This is a genomic window from Pediococcus ethanolidurans (assembly GCF_001437405.1).
In the GTDB taxonomy this organism is placed as follows: Bacteria; Bacillota; Bacilli; order Lactobacillales; family Lactobacillaceae; genus Pediococcus; species Pediococcus ethanolidurans.
On the sequence record NZ_JQBY01000002.1, the window covers coordinates 89,839 to 105,321 of the forward strand.

Sequence of the window (15,483 nt, forward strand, 5' to 3'; positions counted from 1 at the left end):
CAGGAGAATTATTAAAATGAAAAATTCACCACTCGATACAAATAAACACTTTATCAGTTGGCCAGTTGTGGCCCTAATGGACTTTGTTACCGTTATTGGTTTTGATGACTTAATTTATAACTTCCATAATCAAGGTTTGGCAATCGTGACAACCTGGATTATTATGTTAATCCTCTTTGTTTGGCCATACGAAATGATGGTTGGCCAACTTGGTTCTGCCTTTCAAAACGAAGGTGGCGGTTTGTCCTCATGGATTCGCTCCACTAATGGAGATCTTGCCGGTTACATGGTAGCCTTCCTTTATTGGATTGCCGGTTTACCTTACGTCGTGGATGTTGCCAACTCAGTCGTGGTTTCCATTAGTTGGCTCATCAAAGGTAATGGCGATCTCAACAAGTATATGTCGACTTTTATGTTTGCTATTTTTACGGCCGTGGTTTTCCTTGGTTTTATCTGGTTCCAGCATTTATTTAAAAACAAATCCTTGGAAATCATGAGTACAATCGGCGGTGGCGCCATGTTTGTTATGACCATCTTGTTCGTTGTCATGACGGTTGCTGCTCTAATGTATGGACGCCACATTGAAACTCAGCCTTTCAATCTGGGCGCATTCATCCCTAAGATTAACGGCCATTTTCTTTCCACCTTTGGTTTATTAATTTTTGCCATTAATGGTGCCGAGTTGGCTGGACCTTATGTCAAACAAATGAAACATGGAAATCGCGATTTTCCTAAAGCCATGATGATGCTTTTAATTATGACCGGTTTCTTAACCGTCTTTGGTTCCTTCTCACTAGGTGTTTTCTTCAATGCGCACCACTTACCTTATGACTTGAAAATGAACGGTTCTTATTATGCCTTCCAAGCACTAGGTAAACAATTTGGCATGGGCAACACTTTAATGTATATCTTTGCGGTCGCCCAGTTCATTTACATGTGTGCCCAATTAGCGGTTATTTTGGATGCCAGCACACGAATTTTTATCTCTAATGTTTCAAAAAAATACTTACCAAAACGTTTAACTAAATTGAATAATGATGGCCTGCCAATTAACGGTTACTGGCTGACCACCGCAATTGTTTCATTGGTTTTATTCCTAAGTAATTGGTTACCAAGTATCAATGATATGTTCAACTGGTTATTAAACATTAACGGCATTGTGTCGCCATTCGTCACAAGTTTTGTATTCTATGCCTTCATGCGCATTCGTGCTAAGAGTAAAGACTATCCTTCAGAATACAGATTTATTAAAAACGATCGTTTTGCTTGGTTAGTTGGACTATGGTGTTTGGTCATTACACTGGTATTTTCAGTTATGGGAATTCGGCCAACGGATGCCACCCCTGGAACGGTGTTATACACAAAGGAATTAACTTTGAATATTGTCATCCCTATTATTTTTATTGCACTTTCGGCAGTTTTACCTTACATGGCAAAAATTGGCCGTGAGCATTTGGCTAAACAGGCGTGGTTATCCACACCTTTGGCTTTAGTTGTATTTATCATTGTTGGCTTTGTATTAACTCAGCACTTAACTGGTGCCAGCATTGCTACTATGATTCTTAGTTGGGCTTTGAACGTCGTCTTGTTTATCATTATTTATCAACTCACGTTTAAGTTCATTACACGCAATCAATCGACAAATAACTAAATTAAAAAAGATGGACTACATAATCTTTTGTATTAGCCCTGTGAAATCAGCAGGTCTAAATACAGGATTACTGTAGTCCATCTTTTTAACTAATTAATTCACTGTCACAACTACTTTGCCAAAACTATGTGAACTTTCCAAATACGCATGTGCCTGGACAACCTGGGAAAAATCAAATACTTTTGTCGGTTTCACGTCAACATGATAGGTGTCGATGAAATTTAACATTTCCTGAATTTTTTGTTGAGAAACATCTCCAGAGTAAAAACCAGTCAAATAACGATTGTTAGGAATGTCTGTAATTGGATCGAAATTATTCAGATTCCACACTCCACCTAGTTCACCAGTTGCACTCACAATGCCAAATTCAGTTAGATGTTTTAAAGTATCCCGAACGCTTAGAGGACCGATCAAATCAATAATTTTATCAAAATATCCGGTATGTTCGGGCAATTTATCACTATCTGGTGCAACAATTACCTGATCAAAACCAGCGTCCAACAAGGATTGCACCTTATTTTGATTGCGTGTGGTCCCGGTAACTTTAATCAAGGAATTTAATCCTTTAATCAAATGTAAATCGGCTAATCCCACTCCACTAGTAGCCGCTCTAATCAGTACCTTATCAGTTGATTTAATCTGTAAACTTTTAAAAATACCATAGGCGGTATAATACGTTTCTGGCACAGCTGCAAGTTCCTCAATCGACAATTTCGTTTCAACTGGATAAATTTGTTTGTCGGGTAATAATACATATTCTGCATAACTACCGTCAAATGCACGCCCCATCTCACCCATAATTGAAATCACTTTTTGATCTCTGGTAAAGGCACTAGTATTCGTAGTTTCATCAACTTCGCCAACAACTTCAATACCAAGAATTCGGGGAAACCTAACCGAGGGTGACTTTCCTTCGCGCGTAAAAATTTCGGAATGATTAATGCCAAACCCTAAGACTTTGATGCGCGTCCATCCCGGTTTTACTTTGGGAGTTTTCACGTTCATTAGTTCTAAAACTTCTGGTCCACCTGCGTGATTCACCACATATGCTTTCATATTCTTTTCCTTCCTATAAGTTGTATAAAACAACAAGTTTATTTTAAGAACGCATTTAAATGAACTCGATGACTAGAACAATTGCCATCTTACTTTACTTGTAATTGTTTGACATCTTCAATTTTAGTCTTTAAGTGCTGCATGGATCTTTTCAACTGTTTCACTTTTTCTTCGGACTGCACCAGCTGGTCCTGTAAAATGGTCAATCTTTCTCCAATTGTGTCGTCACCCTTTTGATAAATTGCCAGAAAATATTTGATCTGTCCCAGAGTCATACCGCATTCTTTGACACACAAAATAAAATCAATACGATCAAGATCAGTTGATTCAAACTGACGTATGCTGTTTACCCGTTTAACCGGTCCTAATAGTCCTTCACGCTCATAGTAACGAATGGTGGCTGTGGAAATATTAAATTGTTTTGCTACTGCGTCAATTTTCAAGATTCTCACCTCTTGACTTGAAGTATACTTCAAGGATTATGATTTATAAATAGAGATCGAAAAATAACGAATCACTAAAAGATTTTTAGAAGAAGGCAAAAAAATGAAAACTTTATATCTTGTACGGCATGGTGAAACTCTTTTTAATGTGGAACATAAAATTCAGGGATGGTGTGACTCGCCACTGACTTCAAACGGTATTGCACAAGCCAGTCGGTTAGGAGAATTCTTCAAAGAAATTTCCATTGATCATGCCTATAGTTCAACTTCAGAACGATGCTGTGATACGACTGAACTAATTTTGCAGAACCGTTTAACATACACAAGAGTAAAAGCTTTAAAAGAACAAAACTATGGTGTTTTTGAAGGTGAAAGTGAAACACTTAGCCCGAAAACACCTAAAGATTTTGAAACCTTTTTCCTACCCTATGGTGGCGAGTCCTCTAATGATGTCGGTAAACGAATGTTGCACTGTTTAACTACTATTATGTCTAAAGCAGATCACCAAAATGTTTTAGCCGTTTCCCACAGTGGAGCCTGCTTCAACTTTTTACGTATGTTACAGGATCCCACCGAAGAGTTGAAAAAAGGCTTTTCCAATGGCACGATTTTTGTCTATCATTTTGATCAAGGAAAATTTCAATTAGCAAAAGTTATTCGTCCCGATCAGAACCAATAATAAACTTTTTAATCTTGAACTATTTAAAAATGTGGTGAACTAACAATTGTTAATTCACCACATTTTCTGTTTATATTTTTAGTTATTACTCATAACTACTGCGTATCTTTCATCAGCTTAGTTATTGATTGCCTGTTGAGTCACTTGTTGTTGAAATTTAGGTAAAGTAAGAAATACTCTGGCATTAGTTAATTTAATTGTACCGTTGCATCATAAGTATGACTGAAATTATCATCGTCAATATCATCTGTATCATAATCAGCATCCCATTTAAGACGAACCGACGTTAAATCCTTAATAGAATCTAATTTTTTTAAGAAATAAATGACCCAACCATCAACGCTTGCGCCGCTGTTCAATTCGCCATCAAAATCATCACTTGCAGACATATCAGCTTCTACCTGCTCTCCCGAATTCGTATTCATGGTTCCTTGGGTTGGATACATATTAATATCCTTTCCAGCATCGATTGTATAATGCACAGCCACTATACCATTGACTTCGTTGCCATCTGAGTCCTCTGTAGTACCATCAGACTGAAGAACCTTTACTTCATCGATTCCCACTTTTGTGTTTGTCCATGAGCTATCACTAAATACGGGCTTATAATCCTTAGAATCTGTGACTTCATAATCCTCATCATCCAATGTGATTGTATTGTCATCTGACTCGGAACTCTCTGAATCTTCAGAACTATCTGTTCCTGAACTATCAGATTCCGTTTCAGTTGAACTACTTTTTTCATTCGTAGCTGACAGAATCGTTTTTGCTGCAATTCGTTTACCCTCTTGTACTCCTTGATGGTAGATTGTCACTCCTCCAATGATCAAAACAATCACTATCAAAATTGTTCCCAATATATAACCTAACTTGTGTTTTTTCATGCACAAATCCCCTACTCTCTATATTTTTGCTGCCTTAATATTGTACCTTGAACACACTATATAATGCCACCCTTTTTAGATAAAAAAATCTCAACACAGTTGGCACCTTACCAAACTGCATCGAGATTTTTTGTTTTGTCTGATTTAACCTTCACTAATCACTAACAATGATTTGATAGCTGTTCGTTTGTCCATAGCCTCATAGGCGTCTTGAATGTGATCCAAATCAAAACGTTTTGTAAAGACCTTTCCAGGATTGATCTTGCCGCTTAAAACAGCATCTAACAAAACTGCCTTGTCATCTGTTGTAACCGAAGCAATACCACCACGTAAACCAATGTTACGCCAGAAAAGATTGTTCGTGTTCATTTCTGCTTTTTGAGGAACGCCAACCCGACCAACTACTGCGCCAGGACGACCAACCTTAACCGCAGTATCAACGGATTGCTCCGTACCGACACATTCCAAAACCGCATCAGCACCACTACCAGTTAATTCCATAACCTTCTTAACTGCGTCATCCCCACGTTCTGGGATGATGTCCGTTGCACCAAATTCACGCGCTAATTTTTGACGATCTTCATGACGGCTCATTGCAATAATTCGTTTTGCACCGCGTAACTTAGCCGAAATTACGCCACATAAACCAACGGCACCATCACCCATGACAACAACTGTGTCACCTTTTTTAACTTCTGCACTGGCAGCTGCATGATAACCGGTTGCCATCACATCAGCCAAAGTTAAGAGTGAGTTTAATTGTTCATCTGAATAATCAGCTGGTTTACCAGGAATCTTGACTAATCCCCAGTTAGCGTTTGTGTAACGTAAATATTCACCTTGATAACCACCGTTGCCACCGGCCTCTTGGTTTAAACAATCCCCATCAAAACCAGCTAAGCAGGCCGCACAATGTCCACAACCATGTGTAAATGGAACTACCACAAAGTCACCAGTCTTAATATCAGAAACGTCGGCACCTACTTCTTCAACTACACCGATTGCTTCATGTCCCACTAATGAATTAGCTTCCCGTTTGGCAATACCACGATACCACCATAGATCAGAACCACATACACAGGCGCGCACGATCTTAATAAGTGCATCCGTTGGTTTTTCAATTTTTGGTTTGTCAACATCATGAACTTCCATTTTTCCAGGTTCAATAAATACTGCTGCTTTCAAAAAATCCATCTCCTAATGTTTTTAATGACTTTTAATACTCAACAACACAATCATAAACCTTAGTGTGCACTTCAAGGCAAGCTTCTTTCGTAAGCTTTTTTAATTAAACTAAAGGTTGAAAGCTCAAAACACATCTCGTTGCCTGATATAAAAGTGTTCTTGATAACAAAATTAGATTAAAATGCCGTCCTACAGCTCACCCGGTCTGAAAGACGGCACTTTAACTATTTTTTATAGGCCAAGTCATTTAACATCAGTTATTGAAGCGATTTTAATGTTTTCAACCTTTAGAAGTAACTTAATTATTTGCTGCAAAATAAGTTGTCAAAAAGTTTGCAACGCCATCATGATCATTATCCACCGCTGTCACCTGATTGGCCGTTTGTTTAGCTTCTGGGGTACCGTTAGCCATTGCGACGCCTACACCTGCACTAGCTAACATTTCTAAATCATTTTGAGCATCCCCAAAAGTCATCAAATTATCACGTGTCCACTCAAAATGTTTCAACAATACATCCAATGCGGATCCTTTATCAATTCCTGGTTTCAAAAACTCTAGAATCATTGGCTGCGAACGCACGATATGAAACTCCTGTTTGAGTTGGGCCGGCATGTGCGCCACGATGTGATCCAACGTTGCTGGTTCCGTACAAATCACAGCCTTACTATAATCAACGACTGGTAACTTCGCGAATGGCACGTGTAAAAAGTGCATGTTGCCCCCTAATCGCTTTTCGTAACCTGAGAGTGGTAAATCATTGATGGGATACACACCGCTAAAATCCAAAATATCAAGAGGATACTCGTTAGCCAAACAGAACTTATGCAGGTCGCCAAAGTGTGCTCTTTTCATACCATCCGCCATCAACGGCTTTTTGTCCACATTGCGAATAACTAACGAACCATTGAAATTAACTGAATAATCATTTTCACCCATTAAACCTAACTGTGTTAGCCAATCCCAAATGGCATTAATTGGTCGGCCGGTGCATAGCACAATTTCTTTGCCTTGTTTATGCAACTTCTTTAAAATTTGGGTATTTGCTTCACTTATTTTTTTGTCCGCATTAAGCAAAGTGTTGTCCAAATCTAGTGCAATCATTTTAATCAAACCAACTACCTCCTGCTTTTACTGTTAACCAACCCAACTTTTTGAAAGTTTGTTAAAGTTGTGAAGTTTCGTTTTAGAAAGCCTTTACATTATCTGTCAACTGTTCCATCATATACCTGTACCCAATAAATTGAAAAGAGGCAATATGAATGATTACGATTAAAAACAACAAATTAGAAGTTGAAATAGACCAACTTGGTGCTCAAATTACTCATGTGGTTGATGCAAAAGGTAGCTTTGATTACATCTGGAATGGTAAAGCTTGGAAACGCCATGCACCAATTTTATTCCCATCAATTGGCAAATCCAATGATGATCACTACGTTGTGGATGGTCAGACTTATCCAATGCCTCAGCATGGCTTTACCCGTGACTTACAGTGGGAAAATGTTCGTAAGGCCGATGATCAAGTTTTACTCCAACTTAAAGCTAGCCCCAAGACAAAGGAATACTATCCTTTTGATTTCACTTTACAAGTGGACTACAAATTAGTGGGCAACCAATTATTAACTAAATATAGTGTCACTAATAATGATAAAACAACGATGCCCTATGCTCTGGGTTCACATCCTGGTTTCAATATTCCAATTGATGATGACGGTGTATTTGAAGACTACACTCTGACATTTGGCCCTCATCCTAAGGAAATTCAACAATTGGGCATTAACCCTGCTCCATTCCGGGATGGCACCAAAGCACCATTTACAGCCGTGGATAAAGATAATGTTTTGAAGTTAGATCACAGCACCTTTGATAACGGTTTAATCATTTTAGATGCTAAAAAAATCGAAACGGTTACCTTACGCTCTGATCAAACAGCACATGAAATCAAACTTAACGTTAAACATTTTCCATACATTACCTTGTGGACAATGGAAAATGCTACCGAACCCTATCTTTGCATCGAACCATTTGCTGGCCTTCCTGATCAAGCCAGTGATCAACCAACTGATTGGGCTAACAAGAAAGGTAACAACTTTGCTGAACCTGGTGAAACACAATCATTTGAATACGGCATTGAATTTTCATAACCCACTTTTTACAAATTAAACATGTTAAAATAAGAGCAGCGTATGTTTTGCGCTGTTCTTTTTATCTTACTAATAAAATAATATAGAGAGTGTTTTTGCTAAAAGTCACAGAAACGCTTCATAAGAATCCAGTTTCTTTCGCATAGACCAGAAGCTAAATACTTTTTAGACACTCTCAGAATGGAAGTCGTTCTTATCAAAAAATTTACTGTTTACCTCATTCGCCACGGCGAAACCTATCTCAATAAATTCGATCGCATGCAAGGTTGGGCAGATGCTCCCTTAACCGATAAAGGAATCCAAGATGCCCATCAAGCTGCCCAAAAGGTCCTGAACGTCCATTTCGATCAAGCCTTTTCAAGTGACTTGAGTCGGGCTGTCAATACCGCTCATATCATTTTAAAGGATACCCATAATGATTCCTTGCAAATCACCCAACTCAAAAATATTCGGGAAGCTTTCTTTGGCTATTTTGAAGGCGCCAATGGTCCTGAAACTTGGGACACCATTTGTCGACCTTTAGGCTACAGCGGCATCGACGATTTCTTAAGTGAACACACTTTTTATGAAGCTCGTGATGCTATGCATGCTGCCGATCCATTCAAAGTAGCTGAAGACGCTCAAACTTTCAAAAAACGAATTTTGGCTGGTGTCGATCAATTGGCAGAACAGGCACACGACGGAGAAACGTTACTCGTTGTTTCCCACATGGATGCCATCCGCAGTTTGATTCAGCTCTTGAACCCACAAATAGATGTTCACCTACCAATCAAAAACGGCAGTCTTAACATTCTTAATTTTACCGATAATCACGCTGAAGTTGTGGCTTATGATAGATAAAAATCTTCTATGCAAACTATTTTAATTCTGTTTCTAACCATGAGACAATCAGGATAGAAAGCAGGTGGCAAAATGACTGATAAAAAGCAAACCGACATGCCCGCATGTTTAATTGAGCCTACTGGCAAGGATAAAATTGAACAAGATCGCCTTGCCCGCATTCACGACGAATTGGTAAATCGCCAACTCGCAGAATTAGGAATTACACCTCGTCAGTTATCCACAGAAAAAAATTAACCAGTTTTAAAAAATGAGCGTGAGAAAGCCAATTTTCTCATGCTCATTTTTTAAGCTATATTTTTCTGTTTAATGGCTTTATTGATTGCGTACACCAGTACCACAATTGCCACCGCCATTAAAATTGTCAAAACTAACAGTGCGTGGCGTGAGCCTATCGCAGTTAAATCAGCTTGATTGCCTCTTTTACTTAACTGACTTGCCCCAATTATGGTGGAAACAATTGAGGTACCAACCGCACCCGCAAACTGTTGAATGGTGTTTAAAATCGCATTACCATCTGCTTGTTGATCGTTTTTCAATGTGGATAACCCATTTGTCATGACATTGCCAAAAATCAACCCGATACCAAACATATAAAATACATAAATAGTTAAGATCAATCCATTTGAAACATTTAAGGCTAAACCGGTAAATAAAACTAAGCCGATAAACACGATTGAACTTCCCGTGAGTAAAGGCTTTTTGGCTCCAAAGTGATCAAAAATACGTCCACTAATGGGTGACATGACTGCTCCTAAGGCAGCTCCTGGTAAAACGACTAGCCCGGCGGTTGTGGAAGTTGCCCCATTTACCAATTGCATGTAGTTGGGCAAAATAAAGGACATTCCTAGCGAAATTAATTGTAATGCGAAAAACACAAACACATGCGCGGCAAAGGCCACATTTTCTAAAACTCGTAAATCAATAACCGGCTGAGCAATATGTAAGCTGCGATAAATCAACCCAACTAAACCAATCACTCCTACCACAATTGCACCTGCAACGGATAAACTCATAAAACTTGTCGCGCCCATGTTGCTGAATCCTAAAATGAATCCAATAAAGGTAGCGGCAATTAATAAAACACTCAAGGGATCAAATTTTATAGCTCGTGTGGGCCTTTTTTGTTCAATCGTTTTAATTCCCGTAAACAAAGAAATTAATAATAATGGCACTAAAATGATGAAGACAAAGCGCCAACCTAGACTAGCCACCACAACACCACCAAATGTGGGCCCAATTGCCGGTGCGACAGCTGTAATTAACGTTCCAATCCCCATCATCATGCCAATCTTGCTGCTAGGAACCTGATCAATAATAATATTAAACATTAACGGCAGTGCAATCCCAGTACCACATCCCTGAATAATGCGACCAAGTAATAGAATTGGGAAAATCGGTGCTACCGCATCCATGATTAATCCTGTTAAAAATAGCAAGTTAGCCACAATAAATAGAGATTTGGTTCTAAACCGTGTTTTCAGTGCGGAAGACAATGGCACAATGATCGCGACGGTCAATAAATACCCGGTTGTTAACCACTGCACAATACTAGTTGTGACATTAAATTCTTTCATTAACGTTGGGAACGTAATGTTCATGGCAGTCTCAACAATTACCCCACTAAAGGACATTAATCCCGTCGCAATTACAGCCGCAATAACTTGGGGACGAATACGCTGACTGGTTTCATTTTTCATATTTATTATCTCTCGCGTTCCTTTCCGTAATTTTTTCCGGCTTCATCAACGATTAAAAATTGCAAAACTTTTGTAAACGTTAAAAGTTCCTCCTGACTAAAGTTTGTCTCCAGACTATCACGCTGAACTTTCATATAATCGCGATTCAACTGAACAAACGGTTGCGCTTTTTTGGTCAGTTGAATTTCTTTTTGGCGTGCATCATCCTTGGCAACTAACCGAAGAATCAATCCCTTTTTCTCCATGCGTTGTAAAAGCGTGGTTGCACTTGATCTGCGAATGGCAAATTCGGTTTCAATATCACGTTGTAAACACATTTGCTGCGGATATTTGCCAAGAAAATCAATGATTGATAACTGAACACCAGTTAAGCCGTAACCTGCTGCAAAGGTATCAATATGGCGACTAAGCGTATTATTGGCATGTTTCACTAACCGCCCGTATTTAGATAGATCTTTTGGCATCAATTTCATCTCCTCATTTTCGTTAGCAAGCTAACGTTTTACATTATAAAACAATTTACGTTAAAAATGCAAAAAAATCACCAAGATGCTGATCATCTTGGTGACTTAATGAAATTATTCTGTTAAAAATCATAATCCTATTTAAGAAATAAGCTTAATTATCTACTGCCAACTTTTGAAACTGGAAATTCAGCAATTTGTTCTTTAATCATTTGTTGATGCAGTTCTTCAGCGGTATCAATTTCGTTTTTTTCTTCTGTTGATAATGTTTTCTTTTCTGTGTCAGCCATTTCGATCTACCTCTTTAGTTTTGAATTGGCTTAATGTCGATTAATTTTCCTTTGACACCAGGTAAGATTCCCTGTGCAATTTTATCAGTTCTAACAGCGTGCGCCATTTGAAACTTGTTTTGCTTCACAATCATTTTATTAGTTGCTTTAAAGCCATCTGGTAATGGTTGATTAGTGCCTTGCAAAACCATCACAATTGCCTTAAAACCGCTATCGTCTACCTTGCATGGGCTGTAATGTAATGTATCACTGTACATTTCAAAAACAGTGCCCCGAGGAACAAAGAAGAGTTTAGCGTGTTCTTCAGCATTATACTCATAGTTATGAATGTCTTGTCGTTTGCCTAATACCATTACAACGTCTGTAAACGTAATATTAACTTCACTACCCTGGTGAAATTCAATTGCTGAAAATGAAGTGCTTTGTCCCATACAAGGACCAGCAGAAATTGGCATACCCGCATAAACATCAGCAGCAATTTGCTTGATAGCAGCATCATTTTCAATAGTTTCATCATCAGGAATATAGTCGTTATGATCACTTGGAATCTTCACTTGAGAATCCATATAACTTGTGACCTTACTTAAATCATATTGTTTATAAACTAAACCAAAATCAGCAAATTCATCACTGTTAACGTCATAAATGGTCTTATCCGGATTAGCTTTTTTTATTTCATCGAAATTACTCATAAATTTTCTCCATTTTCAGAAAAAGGATTGCACCGATTCGGCACAATCCTTAAGGTTAAAAGCAATTATTTTTGAACCTTGTCGTACCATGAAGTTGCAGTAGCAGCCAAAACTTTATTCAAGTCTTCAATATTTTGACGACCTTGTGTTTGTAACCATTTACGACCAGCTGCTTCACTTTCACCAGCAAATGGTTCAACTGAATGACGCCATGTTGCACGGCCACAAAGCACACCATTGAATGTTGAGCCTGCTTCTTTAGCGAACTTCAATTCGTCTTGGAACAATTCAGCAGAAACACCAGCACTCAAGAAGATAAATGGTAAGTCTGTTGCATCACTTTGTTCTTTATAATACTTAGCAGCATCTGCCTTGCTATAAACAACATCATCAGAGTTCTTAGCAAATCCTTCAACATAAGCTTGGTTTACAGGAACTTCAAGCTTCAATACATCTACACCATATTGAGGTTTTGAGAATTCTTTGGTCATTTCAATAACTTTGTGTGGCTTTACTTTGGCATATTCTTTGCCTGTTGCGTCATCGTTATTAGCATCGTATGATACTAATTCCAAGAACAATGGCATATCTTCGCCCTTGCATTCGCTACCTAAACGTTCGATAAAGACTTGTTTGCGATGATTAATGTCGCCGCCTTCGTCTGGATCGTAGTAAAGCAAGAACTTAATAGCGTCAGCGCCTTGTTCCTTCAAACGACGTACTGACCAATCATCCAAAATGTCTGGGAAACGACCAGGTTCAGTAGCATCATAACCAGTGCGTTCGTATGCAAGTAATAAGCCGGCACCATCTGCACGAGCCTTTGAAGCTGGGAGTCCATATTGAGGATCCAACAAAATACCTGTTGCATATTGTGTCAATTCACTTGATACAGCAACTTTGAAGTCTTCAATTTCTTTTTGAGAAGCTTCTTTGCCACTTGCAGCACCAATCATCTTTTTGAGTGATCCACGTTGGTCAATAGCTAAAGCATCAATGACGCCATCTTTATTTGATAAAGCTTTGATTCCTTTTTCCTTACCTGGTGTTAATTTCAACATAAAATGATTACCCCTTTTTTGTTTTTTCATGATTTCTCATGATTTATTTCAACGCTTTCATTATAAGTCGGTAGCGGTAACTTTACAACTAATCGTGATAAACGCCTTCAGCCCATTTTTCATTTTCTTCATCAAAGAAATGTGGGTTATCTTTTTGTTCTGGATTTGGAGTAGCAATGTGATCGATTTTATCGATTAATTTCTTGTTTTCATCTGTTTCTTTATATTCGGAGTCTAAGAATACAGAGATGATGTCTTCACATAAATGCTCACCAACTGTTGCACCACCAAAACCAATTACATTGGCATTTAATTCTTCTTTAGCATAACGAGCAGCAACTAAGTTTGAAACTAAAGCTGCACGGACACCTTCGTTTTTGTCTGCAGCAGTACTGATACCAATACCTGTTCCGCAAAGAACAACACCTAAATCGGCACGACCATCAGCGACATCTTCAGCAACACGTTTCCCATAAATGGGATAATGAGTCCGCGTTGTATCATAGGTACCTTCGTCAATAACTGTGTGACCGTTAGCCTTTAAAAAGTTTGATAATTGAATTTTTACATCTGTAACAATATGGTCATTACCAATAGAAATAATCATGTATATATCCTCCTCAATATTAATGTTTAAAACTAAAACAGTTTCGAATGTACTATATTTCGAGATTGTTTTCTTAGACTCTTATGCCTTTACAAAGTGAGTTTGTAGATGGTCATTTTGGTTTGGCTTTGAAAGATACTTATCTTTCTCCACACTCTAGTCTAGATAGGCTTCAAAAGACATTCACCTCCGTTTGGCTACACATATTAAACGATTCCTAACCCGAATCATTTAATACGCTAGGCCATACTCGGTGAATAACTGCTTCACTCCGCACTCTTATCTAGATCGGCTCCTTGAAGCATTTGCCTCTGCTGAGCTACACCTATCAACAATCCCCAAACCGGATTATTGATAAGTTAGGCTCTGCTCAGCAAATAACCGCTTCACTCCGCACTCTTTAGATCATCTTTTCCAACATATCCAAACGTACTTGGTGACGACCACCTGCATATTCTGTATCTAGATAATATTGAACAATGTTATAAGCTAACTTTTCACCAACAATGCCACTACCAATTGCAATTGCCTTGGCACCATTATGCATAGCTGTCATATGAGCTGTGTTTTCTTCAACAACGTTAGCAGTAACCATTCCTTTAACTTTGTTACTTGCCATTGCTGAGCCAACACCATATTCATCAAACATAACAGCCTTATCAGCATCACCATTCAAAACTTCTTTGGTAACAGCCAATGAAGAATCAACAAAGTCATCTGCGGGCTTCTCACTCACATCAATAACTTCATAACTATGATCCAACAAGTATTTCTTAACTTGTTCCTTTAAATTAAATCCTTTTTTATCTGAGCCAATTACGACTTTCATGCAAATCTCTCCTTTTGTTTTTTATCTAAGCTAGTAAAAACATGCGTTATTTTCTGGTATCGCTTCAAAACCTGTGGATCAACATCCTGATCTGTAATTAGACCGTCACATCTATCTAATTGATAGAACGTATAAAAATCATTTCGATCCAATTTTGAATGATCAGCCACCACAAATTTTTCTTGTGATTGGTCTAACGCAATGCTCTGCGTCTGGCCTTCATCAGAATTAGCATTCATAATGCTGTTACCATTAATACCATTAACACCAACAAAAGCTTTGTGCATCTTGATATTTTTCAACAGCTCAATTGCTAAACTTCCTATAAATGCACCACTTCGCTCGCGGTATGTTCCGCCTACTAGACACAATTCATAACTCCCGTGTTCATCTCTAAAACGTTCAAATACTGGCAAACTATTCGTCACAATACGTAAGTTGGTCAACTTCAAATATTTTGAAACTAACTCGTTTGTTGTTCCTGGGCCTAAAAAAATGGTTTCATTTTCATCAATCATCCCTGCCACTCGTTGTGCAATACTGCTTTTCTCTGTTACATGCAGCTTTCGTTTCTGTATATAGGAAGCTTCCTGTTTATCAGAGAAATGTCGGCTTTGTGCACCACCATGAATTCGAATAATTTGATGTTCCTGTTCAAGTTCATCAAGATCACGTCGAATGGTCATTGACGAAACATTCAAAGCATCAACCAATTCCTGAACGGTGACAACACCTGATTGATTGACCGTGCTCAAAATGGTAGCTACTCGTTCATTTTTTAGCACTAGCCTCCCTCCTTTTATATAATTTAAGAACAAAAATGTTCGTTTTTGTTTATTTATGTTTCGATTTATAGAATAGACGAGCTCTCACTAAAAGTCAATACCCGCGCACTATTTTTTAAACTTAAATTTTTTGTCGACATTTGAAAGCGCTTGTATATAATTAGATTTGTAAACG

Annotated in this window: 18 protein-coding genes; 5 read left to right on the forward strand and 13 right to left on the reverse strand. The window is 38.2% G+C overall.

What is annotated here, in order from left to right; genetic code table 11:
* Window positions 1-16: 16 nt before the first annotated feature.
* On the forward strand, window positions 17-1,651 hold the full coding sequence (locus IV87_RS01280) for an APC family permease (RefSeq protein ID WP_057805097.1): 1,635 nt from the start codon (window positions 17-19) through the stop codon (window positions 1,649-1,651).
* A gap of 93 nt (window positions 1,652-1,744) precedes the next feature.
* Here IV87_RS01280 and IV87_RS01285 read toward each other — a convergent pair whose 3' ends face one another.
* Both IV87_RS01285 and IV87_RS01290 read right to left on the reverse strand, forming a co-directional pair.
* The gene (locus IV87_RS01285) at window positions 1,745-2,707 is read right to left on the reverse strand and encodes a zinc-binding alcohol dehydrogenase family protein (protein WP_057805098.1); all 963 of its coding nucleotides are present in this window, start codon (window positions 2,705-2,707) and stop codon (window positions 1,745-1,747) included.
* An 89-nt stretch (window positions 2,708-2,796) separates the two neighbouring features.
* A complete protein-coding gene (locus IV87_RS01290; RefSeq protein ID WP_057805099.1) occupies window positions 2,797-3,150 on the reverse strand; it encodes a MerR family transcriptional regulator in 354 nt (117 codons plus the stop codon).
* Window positions 3,151-3,253: 103 nt separating this feature from the next.
* On the opposite strand from IV87_RS01290, the gene IV87_RS01295 reads away from it, so the two are divergent.
* A complete protein-coding gene (locus tag IV87_RS01295) occupies window positions 3,254-3,829 on the forward strand; it encodes a histidine phosphatase family protein (RefSeq protein ID WP_057805100.1) in 576 nt (191 codons plus the stop codon).
* Between the two features lie 188 nt (window positions 3,830-4,017).
* Here the strand turns inward: IV87_RS01295 and IV87_RS01300 are convergent, their stop codons facing one another.
* The 3 genes from IV87_RS01300 to IV87_RS01310 form a co-directional block, all read right to left on the reverse strand.
* Complete coding sequence (locus IV87_RS01300; RefSeq protein WP_057805101.1) at window positions 4,018-4,713, reverse strand: hypothetical protein; 696 nt, start codon at window positions 4,711-4,713, stop codon at window positions 4,018-4,020.
* Between the two features lie 144 nt (window positions 4,714-4,857).
* Window positions 4,858-5,898: a zinc-dependent alcohol dehydrogenase family protein gene (locus IV87_RS01305; protein ID WP_057805102.1), complete on the reverse strand. Its 1,041-nt coding sequence runs from the start codon at window positions 5,896-5,898 to the stop codon at window positions 4,858-4,860.
* Window positions 5,899-6,196: 298 nt separating this feature from the next.
* Window positions 6,197-7,000: a Cof-type HAD-IIB family hydrolase gene (locus IV87_RS01310; RefSeq protein WP_057805160.1), complete on the reverse strand. Its 804-nt coding sequence runs from the start codon at window positions 6,998-7,000 to the stop codon at window positions 6,197-6,199.
* A 158-nt stretch (window positions 7,001-7,158) separates the two neighbouring features.
* Here IV87_RS01310 and IV87_RS01315 point away from each other — a divergent pair, with 158 nt between their 5' ends.
* The 3 genes from IV87_RS01315 (at window position 7,159) to IV87_RS11005 (ending at window position 9,117) form a co-directional block, all read left to right on the forward strand.
* Complete coding sequence (locus tag IV87_RS01315; RefSeq protein WP_057805103.1) at window positions 7,159-8,040, forward strand: aldose 1-epimerase family protein; 882 nt, start codon at window positions 7,159-7,161, stop codon at window positions 8,038-8,040.
* Between the two features lie 180 nt (window positions 8,041-8,220).
* Window positions 8,221-8,880 (forward strand): histidine phosphatase family protein, encoded by a 660-nt coding sequence (locus IV87_RS01320; protein ID WP_057805104.1) that lies wholly within the window; start codon window positions 8,221-8,223, stop codon window positions 8,878-8,880.
* A gap of 72 nt (window positions 8,881-8,952) precedes the next feature.
* Window positions 8,953-9,117, forward strand: a complete 165-nt coding sequence (locus IV87_RS11005; RefSeq protein ID WP_156407365.1) for a hypothetical protein — start codon at window positions 8,953-8,955, stop codon at window positions 9,115-9,117.
* Between the two features lie 50 nt (window positions 9,118-9,167).
* Here IV87_RS11005 and IV87_RS01325 read toward each other — a convergent pair whose 3' ends face one another.
* The 8 genes from IV87_RS01325 to IV87_RS01355 all read right to left on the reverse strand — a co-directional run bounded on the left by IV87_RS01325 (window position 9,168) and on the right by IV87_RS01355 (window position 15,308).
* Window positions 9,168-10,580 carry a DHA2 family efflux MFS transporter permease subunit gene (locus tag IV87_RS01325; RefSeq protein WP_057805105.1) on the reverse strand — a complete coding sequence of 471 codons (1,413 nt, stop codon included), beginning with the start codon at window positions 10,578-10,580 and terminating at the stop codon, window positions 9,168-9,170.
* Between the two features lie 5 nt (window positions 10,581-10,585).
* The gene (locus IV87_RS01330) at window positions 10,586-11,044 is read right to left on the reverse strand and encodes a MarR family winged helix-turn-helix transcriptional regulator (RefSeq protein WP_057805106.1); all 459 of its coding nucleotides are present in this window, start codon (window positions 11,042-11,044) and stop codon (window positions 10,586-10,588) included.
* 158 nt (window positions 11,045-11,202) lie between these two features.
* Window positions 11,203-11,334: a hypothetical protein gene (locus tag IV87_RS11280; protein WP_258390191.1), complete on the reverse strand. Its 132-nt coding sequence runs from the start codon at window positions 11,332-11,334 to the stop codon at window positions 11,203-11,205.
* Window positions 11,335-11,348: 14 nt separating this feature from the next.
* Window positions 11,349-12,026, reverse strand: coding sequence for a DUF4867 family protein (locus tag IV87_RS01335; protein ID WP_057805107.1), 678 nt, complete (start codon window positions 12,024-12,026; stop codon window positions 11,349-11,351).
* A 65-nt stretch (window positions 12,027-12,091) separates the two neighbouring features.
* Entirely contained in the window at window positions 12,092-13,087 is a 996-nt protein-coding gene (gene lacD, locus IV87_RS01340) for a tagatose-bisphosphate aldolase (RefSeq protein ID WP_057805108.1), read from the reverse strand.
* 88 nt (window positions 13,088-13,175) lie between these two features.
* Complete coding sequence (gene lacB / locus IV87_RS01345; protein ID WP_057805109.1) at window positions 13,176-13,694, reverse strand: galactose-6-phosphate isomerase subunit LacB; 519 nt, start codon at window positions 13,692-13,694, stop codon at window positions 13,176-13,178.
* A gap of 400 nt (window positions 13,695-14,094) precedes the next feature.
* Window positions 14,095-14,523, reverse strand: coding sequence for a galactose-6-phosphate isomerase subunit LacA (gene lacA, locus IV87_RS01350; RefSeq protein ID WP_057805110.1), 429 nt, complete (start codon window positions 14,521-14,523; stop codon window positions 14,095-14,097).
* The gene (locus IV87_RS01355) at window positions 14,520-15,308 is read right to left on the reverse strand and encodes a DeoR/GlpR family DNA-binding transcription regulator (RefSeq protein WP_057805111.1); all 789 of its coding nucleotides are present in this window, start codon (window positions 15,306-15,308) and stop codon (window positions 14,520-14,522) included. The genes lacA and IV87_RS01355 overlap by 4 nt, the downstream gene beginning before the upstream one ends.
* Window positions 15,309-15,483 lie beyond the last annotated feature (175 nt).